This window comes from Pseudomonas sp. NY15463 (assembly GCF_048068415.1).
Lineage (GTDB): Bacteria > Pseudomonadota > Gammaproteobacteria > Pseudomonadales > Pseudomonadaceae > Aquipseudomonas > Aquipseudomonas mosselii_C.
Window position 1 is genome coordinate 297,065 of the sequence record NZ_JBLUQD010000004.1, and the last position, 19,329, is coordinate 316,393.

Annotated in this window: 14 protein-coding genes and 1 pseudogene; 5 read left to right on the plus strand and 10 right to left on the minus strand. The window is 63.1% G+C overall.

The window, feature by feature from the left end; translation table 11 throughout:
* Positions 1 to 159: 159 nt before the first annotated feature.
* Both dtd and pip read right to left on the minus strand, forming a co-directional pair.
* The gene (gene dtd, locus ACNFIC_RS12125; RefSeq protein WP_138219273.1) at positions 160 to 597 is read right to left on the minus strand and encodes a D-aminoacyl-tRNA deacylase; all 438 of its coding nucleotides are present in this window, start codon (positions 595 to 597) and stop codon (positions 160 to 162) included.
* On the minus strand, positions 594 to 1,565 hold the full coding sequence (gene pip / locus ACNFIC_RS12130) for a prolyl aminopeptidase (RefSeq protein ID WP_138219274.1): 972 nt from the start codon (positions 1,563 to 1,565) through the stop codon (positions 594 to 596). The genes dtd and pip overlap by 4 nt, the downstream gene beginning before the upstream one ends.
* A gap of 267 nt (positions 1,566 to 1,832) precedes the next feature.
* On the opposite strand from pip, the gene ACNFIC_RS12135 reads away from it, so the two are divergent.
* Positions 1,833 to 3,131, plus strand: coding sequence for a dermonecrotic toxin domain-containing protein (locus ACNFIC_RS12135; RefSeq protein ID WP_416781074.1), 1,299 nt, complete (start codon positions 1,833 to 1,835; stop codon positions 3,129 to 3,131).
* Positions 3,132 to 6,517: 3,386 nt separating this feature from the next.
* A complete protein-coding gene (locus ACNFIC_RS12140; protein ID WP_416781176.1) occupies positions 6,518 to 7,327 on the plus strand; it encodes an NEL-type E3 ubiquitin ligase domain-containing protein in 810 nt (269 codons plus the stop codon).
* Positions 7,328 to 7,373: 46 nt separating this feature from the next.
* On the opposite strand, the gene hutG is transcribed toward ACNFIC_RS12140, so the two are convergent.
* The 6 genes from hutG to hutC all read right to left on the minus strand — a co-directional run bounded on the left by hutG (position 7,374) and on the right by hutC (position 14,636).
* Positions 7,374 to 8,177 (minus strand): N-formylglutamate deformylase, encoded by an 804-nt coding sequence (hutG, locus tag ACNFIC_RS12145; protein ID WP_416781075.1) that lies wholly within the window; start codon positions 8,175 to 8,177, stop codon positions 7,374 to 7,376.
* 113 nt (positions 8,178 to 8,290) lie between these two features.
* Positions 8,291 to 9,496 carry an imidazolonepropionase gene (gene hutI / locus ACNFIC_RS12150; RefSeq protein ID WP_138219276.1) on the minus strand — a complete coding sequence of 402 codons (1,206 nt, stop codon included), beginning with the start codon at positions 9,494 to 9,496 and terminating at the stop codon, positions 8,291 to 8,293.
* A 174-nt stretch (positions 9,497 to 9,670) separates the two neighbouring features.
* Complete coding sequence (hutH, locus tag ACNFIC_RS12155) at positions 9,671 to 11,203, minus strand: histidine ammonia-lyase (protein WP_416781076.1); 1,533 nt, start codon at positions 11,201 to 11,203, stop codon at positions 9,671 to 9,673.
* Between the two features lie 92 nt (positions 11,204 to 11,295).
* Positions 11,296 to 12,975: a urocanate hydratase gene (hutU, locus tag ACNFIC_RS12160; RefSeq protein WP_416781077.1), complete on the minus strand. Its 1,680-nt coding sequence runs from the start codon at positions 12,973 to 12,975 to the stop codon at positions 11,296 to 11,298.
* Positions 12,976 to 13,353: 378 nt separating this feature from the next.
* Entirely contained in the window at positions 13,354 to 13,929 is a 576-nt protein-coding gene (locus ACNFIC_RS12165; protein WP_138219279.1) for a HutD family protein, read from the minus strand.
* Positions 13,926 to 14,636, minus strand: coding sequence for a histidine utilization repressor (gene hutC / locus ACNFIC_RS12170; RefSeq protein ID WP_171030931.1), 711 nt, complete (start codon positions 14,634 to 14,636; stop codon positions 13,926 to 13,928). The genes ACNFIC_RS12165 and hutC overlap by 4 nt, the downstream gene beginning before the upstream one ends.
* A gap of 146 nt (positions 14,637 to 14,782) precedes the next feature.
* Between hutC and ACNFIC_RS12175 the strand changes: the two genes are divergently transcribed.
* On the plus strand, positions 14,783 to 16,147 hold the full coding sequence (locus tag ACNFIC_RS12175) for a formimidoylglutamate deiminase (protein ID WP_416781078.1): 1,365 nt from the start codon (positions 14,783 to 14,785) through the stop codon (positions 16,145 to 16,147).
* Positions 16,148 to 16,289: 142 nt separating this feature from the next.
* Here ACNFIC_RS12175 and ACNFIC_RS12180 read toward each other — a convergent pair whose 3' ends face one another.
* Both ACNFIC_RS12180 and bamE read right to left on the minus strand, forming a co-directional pair.
* A complete protein-coding gene (locus ACNFIC_RS12180) occupies positions 16,290 to 16,862 on the minus strand; it encodes a lipocalin family protein (RefSeq protein WP_416781079.1) in 573 nt (190 codons plus the stop codon).
* Complete coding sequence (gene bamE / locus ACNFIC_RS12185; RefSeq protein WP_138219283.1) at positions 16,859 to 17,113, minus strand: outer membrane protein assembly factor BamE domain-containing protein; 255 nt, start codon at positions 17,111 to 17,113, stop codon at positions 16,859 to 16,861. The genes ACNFIC_RS12180 and bamE overlap by 4 nt, the downstream gene beginning before the upstream one ends.
* Before the next feature lie 226 nt (positions 17,114 to 17,339).
* On the opposite strand from bamE, the pseudogene ACNFIC_RS12190 reads away from it, so the two are divergent.
* Together ACNFIC_RS12190 and ACNFIC_RS12195 are read left to right on the plus strand one after the other, a co-directional pair.
* Positions 17,340 to 18,374, plus strand: a pseudogene (locus tag ACNFIC_RS12190) (cache domain-containing protein); the annotation flags it as partial.
* Between the two features lie 132 nt (positions 18,375 to 18,506).
* The gene (locus ACNFIC_RS12195; RefSeq protein ID WP_416781177.1) at positions 18,507 to 19,232 is read left to right on the plus strand and encodes a methyl-accepting chemotaxis protein; all 726 of its coding nucleotides are present in this window, start codon (positions 18,507 to 18,509) and stop codon (positions 19,230 to 19,232) included.
* The last annotated feature ends 97 nt before the right edge of the window (positions 19,233 to 19,329 follow it).

Here is a 19,329-nt window from a genome sequence, read left to right on the forward strand (position 1 = left end):
GGATCCAGACAATGCTCGTGTCAAAGTGAACCGAACCTACGAACGCAGGCTCACGCAGCGCGCGATTATCCAGCAGGTCGCGTTACAACGCATCAGGCTGGACAAAGTATTTATCGTACAAAACCCCTTGTTTTCCTACAAACAAGGGGTTTTTTGACCTCATATTTGTAACATAAATGTTACCGGGCCATCATTGACCAGGTGAACCTGCATATCGGCACCAAAACGCCCGCTGGCCACGTTCGGGTGTTGGCGCCCAGCCTGCGTGAAAAGATACTCGAACAACTCGGCGCCAAGTGCCGGAGGGGCCGCGGTCGAGAAGCTCGGGCGCATGCCGCTGCGGGTATCTGCCGCCAGGGTGAATTGTGAAACCAGCAGCAGCCCACCGCCGACATCTGTCAGCGAGCGATTCATCTTGCCCTGCTCGTCACTGAACACCCGATAGTTGAGCAGCTTGTGCAGCAGTTTATCGGCATGTTCCCGAGAATCTTCAGGCTCAACCGCCACCAGCGCCAGCAAACCCTGGTCGATGGCGCCGACGATCTCGCCGGCAACTTCGACCCGTGCGCCGCGCACACGCTGGATCAGGCCTTTCATGCTTCGTCCAGGGGCAGGTCGAGCAGGCGGCGGGCCATCTGGTCGGCAGCGCGCACCAGAGCATCGGTAATACCGGGTTCGGAGGCCGCGTGACCGGCGTCGCGGATCACCTTCAACTCGCTGTTCGGCCAGGCCTGGTGCAGCGCCCAGGCGTTATCAAGCGGGCAGATCACGTCATAGCGGCCATGCACGATCACCGCTGGCAGGTGGGCAATCTTCGGCATGTCGCGGATCAGTTGGTCCGGTTCGAGGAACGCGTTGTTAGTGAAATAGTGGCACTCGATGCGGGCAATCGACAGCGCGCGCTGCGGCTCGGAGAAACGATCGACCACCAACGGGTTGGGACGCAGCGTGGCGGTGCGCCCTTCCCAGGTGGACCAGGCCTTGGCCGCGTGCATCTGGGCGATCTGGTCGTTGCCGGTAAGGCGCTTGTGGAAGGCACCGACCAGGTCGCCCCGCTCTTCGGGCGGGATCGGCGCGATGTAGTCCTGCCAGTAGTCGGGGAACAGGCGGCTGGCACCTTCCTGGTAGAACCAACTGATCTCCTGCGGGCGGCACAGAAAAATGCCACGCAGGATCAAGCCGTGCACGCGTTCTGGGTGCGTCTGGGCATACGCCAGGGCCAGGGTCGAACCCCATGAGCCGCCGAACAACACCCACTTGTCGATCCCCAGGTGCTCGCGAATACGCTCGAGGTCCTCGACCAGGTGCCAGGTGGTGTTGTTCTCCAGGCTCGCATGGGGCGTGGAACGGCCGCAGCCACGCTGGTCGAAGGTGACGATACGGTACAGGTTCGGGTCGAAGTAGCAACGGCTCTGGGCATCGCAACCAGCGCCAGGGCCGCCGTGGATGAACACCACCGGCAGACCTTCTGGCGAGCCGCTTTCATCGACGTACAACACGTGCGGCGCTTCCACGGCCAGATCGTGCCGGGCGTAGGGTTTGATCTGCGGGTACAGGGTCTGCATTGCGCACTCCGTGTGAGGATTTAGTCAGCCGTTGGGCATCATAAACCTGAATTGCGCTTTGAGCATGTGTCTCGGCGAGATCATCTTGTGCATAGGCAGTAGGCAAGGCCCATTACCCACCGCCCACCTGCAAATTACCCGACAAGCCGATGCCGACCTGCACGCGCAGCCACTCAGCCAAAGGCCTGTGAAGCACATATATCTACCACTTTCGCGCCAGGCGGAACCGCCAAAGTCCGTTGCCCTCATCACGCAATGGAGCTCGCTATGCCAACCTCGCCCAACATCCACTACGCCACGATCGAACAAAAGATCCCTGCCTGGCTAAAACAAACCTCCGCGCCAGTGCACCACGCGCTGCGCAAGGCGCAACAGGCACCCGCCTGGCTGGTGGCGGCGATCCAGCGACAGCCCGATGTCGCCAAGGCCTGGAGCGATGAGCATGCGCGCCACCGTGAACACCATGCACGCGTGCAGGAACTGTTCGCCCAGTTGCCCGACCTGGAGAGCTTTGCCAGAAAGGTGCTGAGCGATGCCATCGAAGAACGGTTCAGCCCCGCGTCCCCCATCGATGTGGACAAGACCTATCTCATCGACGCACGCCTGATCGACACGACCCATGCCATCGACAGCCGCCAGGCCGTGAACCGCGCGACACGTTCACTACTGCAATGCGCTCTGCACAACTTCGATACCGACTCGGCAGCCGAGCATGGCATGGACGCACCCGATGCGCTGTTGAAGAAGTCAGTGATCGTCGATCACCGCCGATTCATGGGCACACTGCCCATCAACAACCGGATCGACATCACCGCCGAAGCCTTTGCCGGCCTGTGCCGCAGCCTGGATATCGGGGCTAGGTATCATGAACGGGTGCATGCCATCTATTACCCCGCAGCCACCGTCGAGCGCAGCGCCGACGAGGTGGCGCTGGAGGTCTACCAAACATTGGGTAGAGCCGAAGTCTCGGCATTCCGGCAGTCCTTGCACTTCGCAAGGCTCAAGGGCGATATCGATCAAGGTTTCTACGACGCAGCCCTTGCCTTGCCCATGGACGAAGCACCGAAGGCAAACGCCACCATCACCTTCAACACACTGAGCCTCTGGGAAGCCGAGCTGACCGGCGTTGTCCTCATCGAGCGGGAAGCCGACGGGCAAAAGACGCACACGCTGTACATCCCACAAGACGACGAGACACCGCTCAAGACATTTTCCTCCATCGAGGCACTGGACAAGGCGCTTAGCGACCGTCTACGGGCGAACATGGGCTACTTGAACCCGCATATTGCCGATCGCGACAAAGCCTCGGTGCAAACCCGCCTGGCAGACCGCCTTGCACCGCTTGGATGGAGCACGCGTGGCCTGCACGAGCGCTTACCCGACCCACATGCCAGCCTGTACCCGGTAGCCCACCCGTTCAGATCAGACATGCCTTCCAGGGCAAGATGGCGTTCCAGAAGGCCGAGCGCCATGAAAAGGATGCCCTGTACAACGCCACCCCCACCGAAATCGTCGATCGTCGTGCCGCCCAGGCCCACCGCGAACTGGTCTTCGCACGCGTGCTGACCGGATTGAACATTGCCGGCTTCTTCGTGCCGGGCCTGGGCCAGTTCATGCTTGCAATCTGCGTGACGCAATTGGCCTTCGAGGTATATGAGGGTATCGAAGCCTGGCACAACGACGAACGCGACACCGCGCTTAATTACCTGGTCGACGTCATTGAGAACGTTGCGATCATGGCCGCACTCAGCGCTGCGCATAAGGGCCTCAAGGGTATGAAGGGTGAAGCCAATGGCCCGGAAGAAGAACTTGAGGTCGAGCGCATCCCGGTGGAAACGCCATCCTTCATCGAAGAGCTGGAAGACGTCGTGATGCCTGACGGCCAGGTACGCTTGTGGAAACCGGACCTTACGGCTTACCACAGTAGCGAGACACTCCCTGATGACCTGGAACCCGATGAACGTGGTCTGCGCCAGTACCAGGGCAAGCAATGGCTGGTGATCGAAGGCCAGCAATACCAAGTCGAACAAACGCCAGCGACGGATGAGTATCGCCTGCGACATCCCACCAACACGCGCCGTTACCAGCCCCGCGTCACGCATAACGGCTCCGGTGTCTGGCTGCTGCCCGGCGACCAGCCATCTGAATGGACAGGCTCGGCATTACTGCGCCGGCTTGGGCATGCGAGTGCGCATTTCGACGAGGCCACGTTGCAACGCATGCTCGACATCAGCGCCACCCACGAGGATGTACTCCGCCGAGCGCTGACGGAACACCAGCGTCTACCCGCTTTGCTAGAAGACACCTTGCAACGCTTCAAGCTGGACCAGTCCATCCGCCAGATGCCAGACCACAGCGCTTGGCCTGAAGCGTTCACCCAGGCCTACAAACGCATCCACATCATCCAGGCACCCCACAGCGAGATCATCCAGCGTATCTATCCCAGCCTGCCCGGCGCGGTCGTCGACGAGCTGGTACGCAATGCCAGTGCCAGCGAACTGCAAGCACTCAGTACGGGTAAGGTCCCCCTGCGTCTGAGCGAAGAAATTCGCATCTATCAGCAACACATTCGCCTGGCCCGTGCCTACGAGGGGCTGTACTTGGCCAGCGTGCAAAGCTGGGACAGCGACCGGCTGGTCTTGCAAACCCTGGCACACCTGCCTGGCTGGCCCGCTGACTGCAAGCTGCAAATACTCCAGCGCAGCGTCTGGCCTGACCAGCAATATGCCATTGGCCCTCAGGACACACGCCCCGACACGACGATCACCCATGCACATGCCGGCTACATCGTCCATGATGCGAGTCGGCCCGGGGCTGCTGTGAGCGCTCACCCGGACATTTACACTGCATTGCACGAAACGCTGCCTGAAGTCATGGCACAGCTCGGCGCGGCAGATGGCAAGGCGCTTCAGTTCCTGATGCAGCAGAGCCCGTTGCTACCCCGCGCAGCCCTGCGCGAGGCGCTGGGCATGCAACCTATTCGACCCGGATACCGTTCACCCATGCGCCTTGCCGATGGCCGCATCGGTTACCCCTTGAGCGGCGGCAACAGCGACTCGCCAGGGAGCACGCGCCAGCATCTGCTCGCTATGGTCCAGGCAACAGGTATCCCAGAACGCACCGGCAGGTCCGCCGAGCACATTCTGACCTCGATTGCCAGCCAAGGCCGCAACCGGCTGCAGATCCTTGAATACCTGAACACCCTGGAGGAGGAACGTAACACGCTGCAAAGCCGTCTTGACGACTGGAGTGAAGCCATTTCACCCGCATCCGACGAGGCCGCTCGCGCCTACGACACCCTACGTGAATCGATCATGCAACACTGGTACGAGACAGCCCTGGAAGATGATGCCGCGCTGGCAGCCGAGCTGAGCGTACAGGGTGTGGCGTTGACAGATATCCCGATGACCCTGCCTGATTTTTTTTACCGGCGTATCCGCAGCCTGCGCCTGCTCGACCTGCCGAGCGGAACCCTCTCAGGTTGGGGACAACACGACCGCCTCGTGCAACGCTTGCTCGCACTAGTGCCACGTCTCGAGTCGCTGGAAGTCAGCAGGCCCTACACGTCCAGAGCAACCCCCTCACTGTGGCTGTCCAGCGCCCCGATCATCGCGACGGCATTGCCCAACTTGCGCAGGCTGGCACTGACAAACCAGAACATCGCCTTGTCCGGCAGCGACCTGAACGCACTCGCAGAGCTTGCGCATCTAGGCCACCTGGACCTCAGCGGCAACCGGCTACAGCAGGTCAGTGACAGGCCCAGCTTCCATGTGTTTAGCCTGGATTATCTCGGTCTGGACCGCATGCAGTTGAGCCAATGGCCCGCAGGCATCGGTAGCGATGCCCTGGACCGAATCGGCCATCTGTCCCTACAACAGAACAACTTGACGGCGCTGCCCTCGTTCTTGCTTAACGAAGCAGACACGCTGACCCGACCGCCGGTCATCTCGTTACAAGGCAACCCCATCAACGAAACTCACCTGCAACGTCTGTTGCTGAACGAGCGACCCGAGACCGCGCAGGTGTCGGTGGATCAATCAGCATCACTCAATGAGCGGCTAGAACGTGTCCGTAACGAGCGGCAAGCGTTGCGCGATGCGATCGATGGCTGGGTCCAGGCCTCCAGCTCAAGCAACCCGTTGAGCCAGGCCGCCCTCGCAGACAGGCAACGGATCGCTTCCTCCATAAATGAATTCTGGGAGCGCCAGGAGCAGGGTCAGCGATACCTTCGCCTGCAACTGGAGGACATCGCGATCGAGCACTTCCCCCGTCGGCTTCCCGCGTTCTTCGGCGAACGCGTGGACTCGATGGCACTGACCCGTTTGAGCGGCACGGCCGCGCAGCTCGATGAACTGCTCGGTCACTTCCCGAACATCACCCGCCTGACCCTCGATGCACACCAAGCAGCAACCCCCGCACTGGTATCCGCATTGCCACGCCTTTCCCAACTGACCTACCTCGAGTTCCGCAACATGGGCCTGGAGGTCGACCAGGCTATGCTGGACACCTTTGCCCAGCTGGAACACCTAAACTCGCTCGACCTGTCAGGCAACCGTTTGGGCACCATCACGCAAGTGCCCGCGCGGTTGTCCACCAATCTGACGTCACTCGGACTCACCAACATGAACCTGCAAGCCTGGCCGAACTGGTGCAATGATTTACTACCGCTGGAACTGCTGGATCTGAGCTCCAACAACCTTACCGACTTGCCCGAGCACATCCTTTCCAACCTGAACAACACCATGCCAATTTCGTCGATTTCCCTGTTCGACAACCCCTTGCCCATGGAAACCATCCTGCGTGTACGTACGTTCTCGGACAGCCAAAATAGCTACTCTTTCGCCTTGGACATTCCCGAGAACCTCCTGCTGGTCAACGCCTCCAGCGAAGAGGCCCTGGAACATCCGCATTTTCCCTTGCAGGGCGACGACACCCCCAGGTTGGCAGACTGGATGCTGGGGAACGCGGCACAGAACGAGGCGTTACAGGACTGTTGGACACAACTCGAAGGCAGTGACCTGCTGCGCTTGGTTGGCCGTTTGCACAATGCTGCACCGTTCGTCGATCTGAGCACCCGGGCCAGCTTCTGCGAGCGAGTACGACTGATGCTTGTGGCGGCGGTGGCCAACGAAGCCCAACGCCCGATCATGGAAAGCATTGCCGCAGCGGCGCTACCTGATCCTGAAACAGGCTCGCAAACCTGCCATGATGGCGCGCTGCAAGAGTTCAACAATATCGAACTTCATCTGATGACTGAACGCGTGCTGATCGACGCTGGCGATACCCTGCAAACTCTGTACAAGCGACTGCTGCAGTTGTTCCGCGTCGAGCAACTGGAGAAGCTTGCCAGCACACGCAACCAACCCGGTGATCGGGTTTCGGTACGCCTGGCCTATCGCCGTGAGCTGGCCAAGGAACTGGACTTGCCGATTGCGGACAGCATGCGTTTTCGAAGCGCCGCCAATCTGGCGCATGGCGAACTGTCCAGCGTGCTGGAGAGCGTGCGTCAGAGTGAACACAGCGAGGCCTTCATCGACTACCTGCTGAACAACGCCGATTGGAGCACACGCCTACGGGCCGAACATGCATCTCGCTTTGCCGAGGTCGAGGCAAGATTCCGTCAACGCGTACTCGACCTAGCCGGTGCCGACCACGCGCTTCAGGAGGAATTGGACCTGCAGCGAAGCCTCCAGATCAGCAAGGAGCAGGAAGAGACGGCTCTTCTACGCGAGCTGACTATCACCTACGTCGATAACAGCTAAGCAGCCCAGCACAAGGCGACGTCCGTGCGTGGGGCGTCGCCACCGCTCAGCGTGGGTAACGCTCGCGCCCCCAGGCCAGCAGCGTCTCCAGCAACCGCCGCAACACCTCCTGCGTCGGCTGCGCCAGATCCTCGCGGTAGGCGAACGGCTCGACCTCCTGCATATAGGTACGCTGCGCCAGCTCCAGCTGGACCGCATGGATATGGTTGGCCGGATCGCCATAATGGCGGGTGATGTGCCCGCCCTTGAAGCGCCCGTTGAGCACATGGCTATAGGCCGGAAACTCCGCACACACAACCTTCAAGCGTTCAGCCAGTTGGGGATCGCAACTGGCGCCGTTGAAGGTGCCGAGGTTGAAATCCGGCAGCTTGCCTTCGAACAGATGCGGGATCTGCGAGCGGATCGAGTGGGCATCCCACAGCAGCGCATAGCCGAATGTCTCGCGCAGGCGGGCCAACTCGCGACGAATCGTGTCGTGGTAAGGGCGCCAGATGTGCGTCAAGTACTCGGCCCGCTGCTCGGCCGTCGGGGCCTTGCCCTCCTGGAACAGCGGCTCGCCTTCGAACAGCGTGGCCGGGTACAGGCCGGTGGTGGCGCCGACGTACAGCGGCTTGTCGTCGTCGGGGCGGTTGAGGTCGATGACGAAGCGCGAGTACTCCGCCGCCACCACACTGGCACCCAGCTCACGGGCGAAGTCGTACAGTTGCGGGATGTGCCAGTCGGTGTCCGGCAGGCTGCGCGCAGGGGCGACCAGACCGTCAGCCACCGCCTCGGTCAGGGCCAGGCCTGCGTGGGGCATGCTGATCAGTAGCGGCAGTTGACCCTGGTGAAAACTCAATACCTTGTCCATATGACTCCTGAGGTTGCTACACCCTAAACCTAGCCAACGGGGCCGCCTTGCGGCCCTTTCGTGGCACGAGGCCGCTCCTACAATGTCCGCGTGAGCCCGGTGAATGCCGGGTTTCAGTTGGATATTTCATGACCCAGGCGCACCACGCGCTTGGGCAGGTCGCCGCCAAGCCAGTAGGCAAGGTCAGCAGGGCGCTCGATCTGCCAGGCGACGAAGTCGGCGACCTTGCCCTCTTCCAGCGAGCCGTGGCTGTCACCCAATCCCAACGCGATGGCGGCGTGCAGGGTGACGCCTGCCAGGGCCTCCTCGGGCGTCATGCGAAACAGCGTGCAGCCCATGTTCAGCATCAGGCGCAGCGACAGCCCCGGCGATGTGCCAGGGTTGAGGTCGCTGGCCAGGGCGATCTTCACGCCATGCCGACGCAAGGCGTCCATCGGCGGCAGCTGGGTTTCGCGCAGGAAGTAGAACGCGCCCGGCAGCAACACTGCGACCGTGCCGGCCTCGGCCATGGCGATGGCGTCTTGCTCGGTCATGAATTCCAGATGGTCGGCCGACAGCGCCTGATAGCGCGCCGCCAGGCTGGAGCCATGCAGCGACGACAGTTGTTCGGCATGCAGCTTGACCGGCAGCCCCAGTTCGCGAGCCTTGATGAACACACGCTCAACCTGCGCCGGGGAGAACGCCAGGTGCTCGCAAAAGGCGTCCACGGCGTCCACCAGGCCTTCGGCAGCCAGCGCCGGGAGCATCTGCTCGCAAATATGCGTAATGTAGTCATCGGCCCGGCCCGCGTACTCGGGCGGCAGGGCGTGAGCGGCCAGGCAGGTGGTACGCACGCCCAACGGCAGTTCTTCGCCCAGGCGCCGCGCCACGCGCAGCATCTTGCGCTCGCCGGCCAAGTCCAGGCCATAGCCGGACTTGATCTCCAGGGTGGTCACACCGTCGCGCATCAGCGCCTGGACACGCTGGCGGGCACTGGCCAACAGCGCTTCTTCGCTGGCCGCACGGGTAGCCCGCACGGTGCTGGCGATGCCACCGCCCTGGGCGGCGATCTCGGCGTAGCTCACACCCTGCAGGCGCTGTTCGAACTCACCGCTGCGGTTACCGCCGAACACCGCATGGGTGTGGCAGTCGATCAGCCCCGGCGTCACCCAGGCGCCGCCCAGGTCGACGATGCGGTCGGCGGCCACGGGCGGCACGTCGTTACGCGGGCCGATCCATTCGATCAGGCCTGCACGGGTGACGATCGCGGCGTCCTCGATGACCGAGTAACGGCCCTCGCGAAGGGTCGCGGCATGGCAGTGCTGCCAGAGGGTTCTCATATACAGGCTCCGTTGTTGCAAAGTTCTACGGCCAGACGCGCTCCCCTGTAGGAGCGGCCTTGTGTCGCGATGGGCCGCGCAGCGGCCCCGAGGTCGGCGCGCAAACTCAACACATGCGGGGGCCGCTTTGCGGTGCTATCGCGACACAAGGCCGCTCCTACAGAAATTGTGTGATCACAGGCTCGGCAACACACCCGCTGGCAGCAGTCCGGTCAGGGTGCCTTTGGCCAGAAGGTCGGCGGCCACTTCGATGTCCGGCGCAAAGAAACGGTCGCGGTCGTAATGCGGCACCTCGCGGCGCAGCACCTGGCGGGCATGCTCCAGCTTTACCGAGGTCTTCAGCCCTTTACGCAGGTCCAGCCCCTGGCAGGCCCCCAGCCACTCGATGGCCAGCACGCCACGGGTGTTCTCGGCCATTTCCCACAGGCGATTGCCAGCCGCCGGGGCCATGGACACATGGTCCTCCTGGTTGGCCGAGGTGGGCAGGCTGTCGACGCTGTGCGGATGCGACAGGGCCTTGTTCTCGCTGGCCAGGGCCGCCGCGGTGACCTGGGCGATCATGAAGCCTGAGTTCACCCCGCCGTTCTCCACCAGGAACGGCGGCAACTGCGACATGTGCTTGTCCATCATCAGCGAAATGCGCCGCTCACTCAGCGCGCCGATCTCGGCGATTGCCAGGGCGAGGTTGTCAGCGGCCATGGCCACTGGCTCGGCATGGAAGTTGCCGCCCGACACCACATCCCCCTCGGCAGCGAACACCAGTGGATTGTCCGACACCGCGTTGGCCTCTATGCCCAGCACTTCGGCCGCCTGGCGCAGCTGGGTCAGGCAGGCGCCCATGACCTGCGGCTGACAGCGCAGGGAATACGGATCCTGCACCTTGTCGCAATTTTTGTGCGACAGCGACACCTCGCTGCTGTCGCCCAGCAGCTCACGCAAGCACGCGGCGCTATCGATCTGCCCGCGCTGACCGCGTACGGCATGAATACGGGCATCGAATGGCGCCCGCGAGCCCAGCGCCGCCTCGACGCTCAAGGCGCCACAGGCGATGCCAGCGGCGTACAGGTCTTCGGCCTGGAACAAACCACGCAGGGCGTAGGCGGTGGATGCCTGAGTACCGTTGAGCAGCGCCAGCCCCTCCTTGGCCGCCAGGGTCAGCGGCTCCAGGCCTGCAACGGCCAGAGCCTCGGGAGCCGACAGCCACTGCCCCTGATAACGCGCCTTGCCCTCCCCCAACAGCACCAGCGACATGTGCGCCAGCGGCGCCAGGTCACCCGAGGCCCCGACAGACCCCTTGAGCGGAATGTGCGGGTAGACCTCGGCGTTGACCAGGGCGATCAACGCATCGATGACCTTGCGGCGGATCCCCGAAAAACCCCGGCTCAAGCTATTGATCTTGAGCACCATGATCAACCGCACCAGGTCGTCATCCAGCGGCGCGCCGATACCCGCAGCGTGCGACAGCACCAGCGAGCGTTGCAGGTTCTCAAGGTCGTGGCTGGCGATGCGGGTCGAGGCCAACAGGCCGAAACCTGTGTTGATGCCATAGGCGGTGCGGTCTTCGGCAATGATCTGCTCGACACAGGCGACGCTGGCGTCGATCGCCGGCGCGGCGCTGTCATCCAGTTGCAGGCGCACCGGCCCGTGGTGGATACGACGCAGGTCGGCCAACGTCAGGTGGCCGGGCAGCAGGTTCAGGGGTTGCATAGTCAGTTCCTTGTCATTGTTCAGTGCAGCGCCGCCAACACAGGCTGCGCCAACCAGGGTCGGTTGGGGACGCGTTGCCCCCCAACGGCCCATCAGCCAGTGATCATCGGCAGGTTCAGGCCCTGCTCCCTGGCGCAATTGATCGCGATTTCATAACCGGCATCAGCATGGCGCATCACACCGGTTCCAGGATCATTGGTCAGCACCCGCGCGATGCGTGCAGCCGCTTCGTCTGTGCCATCGCACACAATCACCATGCCAGAATGCTGCGAGAAGCCCATGCCCACCCCCCCACCGTGGTGCAGCGAAACCCAGGTGGCGCCGCTGGCAGTGTTCAAAAGTGCATTGAGCAGCGGCCAGTCGGACACCGCGTCCGAACCGTCGCGCATGGCCTCGGTCTCGCGGTTGGGGCTGGAGACCGAGCCCGAGTCGAGGTGGTCGCGGCCAATCACGATCGGTGCCGACAACTCGCCGCTGCGCACCATCTCGTTGAACGCCAGGCCCAGTTTGGCACGCTGACCCAGGCCCACCCAGCAGATACGCGCTGGCAGGCCTTGGAAGCTGATGCGCTCGCGGGCCATGTCCAGCCAGCGGTGCAGGTGGGCGTCATCGGGGATCAGTTCCTTGACCTTGGCGTCGGTCTTGTAGATGTCCTCGGCGTCGCCGGACAGCGCCGCCCAGCGGAACGGGCCGATGCCCCGGCAGAACAGCGGGCGGATGTACGCCGGCACGAAGCCTGGGAAGTCGAAGGCGTTGGCCACGCCTTCCTCCTTGGCCATCTGGCGGATGTTGTTGCCATAGTCGAAGGTCGGTACACCCGCCTTCTGGAAGTCCAGCATGGCTTGCACATGCACGGCCATGGACTGCTTGGCCGCCTTGACCACGGCAGTAGGGTCGGTCTTGGCGCGGTCGCGATACTGCTCCCAACTCCAGCCAATCGGCAGATAGCCGTTGAGCGGGTCGTGGGCGCTGGTCTGGTCGGTGACCAAGTCCGGGCGCACGCCACGGCGCACCAGCTCCGGCAGGACTTCGGCTGCGTTGCCGTGCAGGGCGATGGAAACCGCCTTGCCTTCGGCGGTGTACTTGGCGATACGCGCCAGCGCGTCATCCAGGTCGCTGGCCTGCTCGTCGACGTAGCGGGTGCGCAAGCGGAAGTCGATGCTGGTCTGCTGGCACTCGATGTTCAGCGAGCAGGCGCCGGCAAGGGTGGCCGCCAATGGCTGCGCACCGCCCATGCCGCCGAGGCCGGCGGTGAGCACCCACTTGCCCTTGAGGCTGCCGTTGTAGTGCTGGCGACCGGCCTCGACGAAGGTCTCAAAGGTGCCCTGGACGATGCCCTGGCTGCCGATGTAGATCCAGCTACCCGCGGTCATCTGGCCGTACATGGCCAGGCCCTTGGCATCGAGTTCGTTGAAGTGCTCCCAGTTGGCCCAGTGCGGCACCAGGTTGGAGTTGGCGATCAGCACCCGTGGGGCATTGCTGTGGGTCTTGAACACGCCCACCGGCTTGCCCGACTGCACCAGCAGCGTCTCGTCGTCGTTCAGTTCCTTGAGCGTCGAGACGATCTTGTCGTAGCACTCCCAGTTGCGCGCCGCGCGGCCGATACCGCCATACACCACCAGCTCCTTGGGGTTTTCGGCCACTTGCGGATCGAGGTTGTTCATCAGCATGCGCAGCGGCGCTTCGGTCAGCCAGCTTTTGGCAGTGAGCGTGGTGCCACGCGGGGCGCGGATCTCGACGTCACGGAAGGTGTTGAACGCTTTGTCAGTCACGAAGGGGCTCCTTGAGCGATCGTTTCAAACCCGGCGAGATCGGCGGGCCAGTTAAGTCGGTGTATGCAGCGCGAAAGGGACGGCCTAACTACTATCGCGCACTTAGCTTTACTTGTACATACAAGCATAGGCAATTGAAATGCCAAGTTCTGAATCGCGCCCGAGCGAGGGCCCGATGCCGCTGTGCAGGCCGCGTGAATAGAGGGTTCAGGAGGAAGGGAAATCTACGCAGGGCGTAAGCGAGGGGCGCAAAACGATCAAAGCATTGCGCCATCTTGGGGCGTTCGGTAACAGCGCGCCGCTGTTGCGGGCGCTACCGGGGTAACTCATCTATCAAAAGCGACACTGCCCCTGTGAGAGCGGTGTCAGGCGGGAAACTCAGCGAATCTCGGTCAGCTCGATCACGCAGCAACGCCCAACCACATCCACTTCCAACAAACGCTCGTTACCACTCAGGCGCAGACAGTCATAACGGCCCAGCGAGACTGGCGGCTGGCCGCTGATCGTCACCGGCAAGTCCGTCTGCGCACTGAACACCATCAGCGCACCCGCAGCACTGAAGAGCCGGGTACCGCCATTGAACCACTGCAATCGCGCGCGGTAGCGGTCCGGCGCGTAGATCAGGTTGAAATCCCGGATTGGCCCGCCCAGCAGCGCGCAGCCCACGTGGCTTTCGCCGCTAAAGGCAAATGCGTCGAACGGCACCAGAGGCCGACTGTCATGGCCGTCTACTGTCAGACGCATGCCATCGCCCTGCAGCACGGTGATGATCCGCTGGTAACCGGCAAAACTCGAAAAGCCGCCGGACGCTTCGATGTCGGCAATCGACAGGCGCCAGCCGAACCCTTCAAGGCCCGTACCGGCATCGCGGGTGATCTCTTCGGTGGAGCCACCGCCATTCTTCCAGGGCATGCGCAGGTAGTCGCCTGCACGCAACACTTGCAACGCGCTCATTTGCTGAAACGTCCTTCCAGACGGTGACGGGAACCGGGGTGGATCAGCCGTGCGGCCGTCACCGGCTGACGCCCCGACCAGGTACGTCGGCGAATCAACAGGCACGGCTCGCCGCGCTCGATCTGCAACAACCGGCATTCGTCCGCTTCGGCCAGGATCGCCTCGACCACGTGCTCGCCCTCGGTGAGTGGCGCGACGTGCGAAAGGTATTCATAGGGGGTCTGGCGGGTGAAGTCCTGCTTGAGGTAGTCCGGGGCCACGCTGGCGTTGACATAGCGATCCTCGATCTGCACAGGCACGCCGTTCTCGCAGTGCACGATCAGCGAGTGGAACACCCGCTGGCCTTCGCGCATGTCCAGCGCCAGCGCGCGCTCGGAGCCCGCCGCCTCCTCCACCAGGGTGATCACCTGGCAGCTATGCTGATGGCCGCGCGCGGCGATCTCGTCAGCGATGTTGTTGACCTCGAACAGTGCCGAACGGGTCTTGGGTTCGGCGACGAAGGTGCCCACGCCCTGCATGCGCACCAACAGCCCTTCGGCGGTCAGCTCGCGCAGGGCACGGTTGATGGTCATGCGGCTGAAGCCCAGCTGATTGACCAACTCACTCTCCGAAGGGACCCGGTGATGCGGCGGCCAGCTGCCGTTTTCGATCTGCTGGATGATCATCTGTTTTACCCGCGCATAGAGCGGCGCCGGCCCTTCGCCCATCTGGGCAACCAGTTCGGAGACAGGAGGTTTGGGCACGACGTGAGGTCCTTGTGCGATTGGAGTGAGCGGTAGCTTGCCGGAGTTTACCCGGCAGGCAAACGGCTGTATATGTATATACAAGTTAATCCCTGACAGAGAAATGACCCATGCCCGCCTATTTCGCCGAACGCGCCCTGCTGCCCACAGGCTGGGCACGCAACGTCCGCCTGGAGGTCGCCAACGATGGTCGTCTGGCCTCGGTGAGCGCAGATGCCCAGGCCGACGGTGCCGAGCGGCTGGCTGGGCCGTTGTTGCCAGGCATGCCCAACCTCCATTCGCATGCCTTCCAGCGGGCCATGGCCGGCTTGGCGGAGGTGGTCGGCAACCCCAACGACAGTTTCTGGACCTGGCGCGAACTCATGTACCGGCTGGCGGGCAACGTCAGCCCGGAGCAATTGCAGGTTATTGCGCAACAGGTGTACATCGAGATGCTCAAGGCCGGGTACACGTCGGTGGCCGAGTTCCACTATGTCCACCACGACCCACACGGTCAGGTCTACGCCGACCCCGCCGAGCTGTCGCGCCGCATCAGCGCCGCAGCGGCCTCGACAGGTATCGGCCTGACCCTGCTGCCAGTGCTCTACAGCCATTCAGGCTTCGGCGGCCAGGCACCCAGCCACGGGCAGCGGCGCTTCATCAACAGCACCGAGCAATACCTGCACCTGCAACGACAACTTGAACCTCTGCTGGCCGCGCAACCGGCACAGCGCCTGGGCCTGTGCTTCCATTCGCTGCGCGCGGTCACCCCCGCACAAATCGCCGAAGTACTCGGCGCCAGCGACGCCCACAGCCCGGTGCATATCCATATCGCCGAACAACACAAGGAAGTCGAGGACTGCCTGGCCTGGAGCGGCCGACGTCCGCTGCAATGGCTGTACGAGCATGCCGAGGTCGACGCGCGCTGGTGCCTGGTCCACGCCACCCATGCACAGCCCGACGAAGTGCGTGCCATGGCCCGTAGCGGCGCGGTGGCCGGGCTGTGCCTGACCACAGAGGCCAACCTGGGCGACGGCATTTTCCCAGCGGTGGACTACCTGGCCCAGGGCGGGCGCCTGGGCATCGGCTCGGACAGCCATGTGTCATTGAGCGTGGTAGAGGAACTGCGCTGGCTGGAATACGGCCAGCGCCTGCGCGACCAACGCCGCAATCGACTGCACCGCAGCGATCAGCCGGGGGTCGGGCGCACGCTCTACGACGCAGCCCTGGCCGGTGGTGCACAAGCACTGGGGCAGCCGATAGGCGAGCTGGCGGCGGGCAAACGGGCGGACTGGCTGGTGCTGGACGGGCAAGACCCGTACCTGGCCGTGGCCGAAGGCGATGCGATCCTCAACCGCTGGCTGTTCGCCGGCAGCGATCGCCAAGTGCGTGACGTGATGGTCAACGGACAGTGGGTGGTGCGCCAGGGGCGGCACGGGCTGGAGAGCGAGAGCGCGGTGGCATTTGCCGAAGTGTTGCGCCAGTTGCTGGGCTGACGCGGCCTGTTGTAGGAGCGGCCTTGTGTCGCGAAAGGGGTGCGTAGCGCCCCCAAGATTCCAGCCAAGGCACACATCGTCGGGGCCGCTTTGCGGCCCTTTCGCGACACAAGGCCGCTCTTACATGGGTCGCGTTGCGTCTTCAGTGCCGGGCGACGATATCGCGATCCGGCGTGCGCCAGATCAGCCGGCTGGTGTCATAACCCTGCTGACGCGCCTTGGACATCAGGCTCTCACGTTCCCAGGCCGGCATCGATGGCGTGCGCGACAGGATCCACAGGTACTTGCGGTCAGGGCTGCCGACGATCGCGGTGCGGTAGCGCTCATCGACGTACAGAATCCAGTAATCCCCCTTGGCCACCCCTGGCACTAGGCGGGTGAACCAATTATCGAACTCCACCCACAGCTTGTCGGTGTGTCCAGGCTGCTGCGCCGTGGCATGGCCCTCTGCGCGCAGCCATTCGTCACCGAGGGTCCGGCAACGGTTGAGCACGCCGACGCTGCCGTCGGGCTTGAGGTTGTAGTGGGCTTCGGATTGCGCGCAGCCTTCCTGGTACTTCATCGGCAGGCGCGCCAGTTCGAACCATTTGCCCTGGTAACGCTTGAGGTCGACCGCACCTGCGGTCTTCGGCGCCAGCGGGTCGGTGGCAGAGGTGGCACAGCCACCCAACAGCATCACCAGGCACACGCCCAGCAGCAGGTGCATACGCCTCATTTGAGGCCCTGCCCGGAATACATCAGGACCTTGTCAGCCGCGTACTGCACGCTGATGAAGCTCTTCTCGTCACCCCAGGTGCAACTGCTCATGCCCAGCGCGCCAGAGCACTCGGTCGGCGTGCCGAGCAACTGCTCGACCTCGGCTTTGTGCATGCCGGCCTTGAGCTTGGCATAGTTTTCCTGGTTGATCTTGCTGCAGGCGGTCAGGATGACGCACAAGGACAACAGGGCGAGGGAACGCAACGACATGAAGGGACACTCCTGGAGGTGGATACACAGGCTTGAAGGCCTGCAGGGAGCTTAGAAGGGAAAAAGGGTCCTCGGTTCCCTGCCTGCACAGGTTTTCGTCGGCCACCGCTGGTCGGACGGCGCCTAAACGCTTCATGTTTTCAACCGGCAGGTCGAAACAGTCTACGACGGTACGGCCTTGCGCCGCGCCAGCCCTCCTTCGTGCCCGTGCGCAGACCTTAGAAAAATGACCAAGAACCTCAAGTTCAGCCACAAGATCCTGCTGGCTGCCGCCCTCGTCGTAGCGGTAGCCTTCACCTGCTTCGTGCTGTTCAACGATTACCGACAACGTCAGTCCCTGCGCAGTGACGCGCAGACCACGCTACAGGATCTGGGCAACCTGACTGCGGGCAACATCCACAATTGGCTCGACAGCCGCATCCAGCTACTGAACACCTTCGCCCAACAGGTGGCCGTCGATGGCCCCAGCAAAGCCAGCCTGGACCGCAGCCTGGGGCTGCCGGTGTATGCCAGCAACTTCATGCTGACCTACTTTGGCGGTCAGGATGGCAGCATGCAGTCCGTCCCGGTGGGCAACCGCGCCGCCGACTACGACCCGCGTGCGCGCGGCTGGTACAAGGCAGCCAGTGCGGCCGGCCAAACCATCGTCACCGAGCCCTACCTGTCGGCCTCGGCCGGCAAACTGGTGATCACCCTGGCCACGCCTGTGCAGCAGGCGGGCAAGTTGATCGGCGTGAGCGGGGTGGATACCGACCTGCAAACCATCAGCAAGCTGATCAACACCCTCAACTTCGATGGCCGAGGCCATGCCTTCATCGTCAACGGCGAGGGCAAGATTCTCATCCACCCTAACGCCGAGCTGGCGCTCAAGACCCTCGCCGATGTCTATCCCGGCGACACCCCGCGCATCGGCAGTGGCTTGAAAGACGTCGAAAGCGACGGACGCAAGCAGTTCATCAGCTTCAGCCATATCGATGGCGTACCCTCGGCAGACTGGTACGTAGCGCTGGTACTGGATCAGGACGCCGCCTTCGCGATGCTCAGCGAACTGCGCACCTCGGCGCTGGTGGCCACCCTGATCGCGGTACTGGTGATCATCGGCCTGCTTGGGCTGCTGATCCGTGTGCTGATGGAACCGCTGCACGTGATGGGCCGAGCCATGCGTGACATCGCCGAAGGCGAAGGCGACCTAACCCGGCGCCTGACGATCCACGCCCACGACGAGTTCGGCAGCCTGGCGCTCTCGTTCAACCGTTTCGTCGAGCGTATCCACACCTCGATTCGTGAAGTGGCCTCGGCCACCGACCAGGTCAACAGCGTGGCCAGCCAGGTAGTCAGCGCCTCCAATGCTTCGATCCACAACGCCGACCAACAGTCCAGCCGCACCAACAGCGTGGCGGCGGCGATCAACCAGTTGGGCGCCGCAGCGCAGGAGATCGCCCAGAACGCCGCCCTCGCCTCGCAGCACTCCAGCGACGCGCGTGGCCTGGCCGAGGAAGGCCAGCAGGTGGTGGGCGAGACCATCGAGGTGATGAACCAACTGTCATCGCGCATCAGCGATGCCAGCGGCAACATCGAGACACTCAACCACCATACGGTGAACATCGGCCAGATTCTCGATGTGATCAGTGGCATCTCCCAGCAAACCAACCTGCTGGCGCTCAACGCCGCCATTGAGGCAGCCAGGGCCGGCGAAGCAGGACGTGGGTTCGCCGTGGTGGCCGATGAGGTGCGCAACCTGGCGCACCGCACGCAGGAATCGGCGCAACAGGTACAGCGCCTGATCGAGGAATTGCAGGCCGGCGCGCAAATGGCTGTGAGCACCATGAACCAGAGCCAGCAACACAGCGACCGCAGCGTGGGCATCGCCAACCAGGCCGGCGAGCGCCTGGGCAGCGTCACCCAACGGATCGGCGAAATCGATGGCATGAATCAGTCGGTGGCCACTGCCACCGAAGAGCAAACCGCCGTGGTCGAGTCGATCAATGTCGACATCACCGAGATCAATACGCTGAATCAGGAAGGGGTGCAGAACCTGCAGAGCACCTTGCGTGCCTGCAACGACCTGGAGCTTCAGGTAGAGCGGTTGAAGCATCTGGTGGGTAGTTTCAGGATCTGAAATCGGCGCCGCCTGCTTCGCGGGTAAATCGGGGCGCCGAACCGCCGCTCCCACAGGAATGTGCAAAGCCTGAATCCAGCGCTGTACCTGTAGGAGC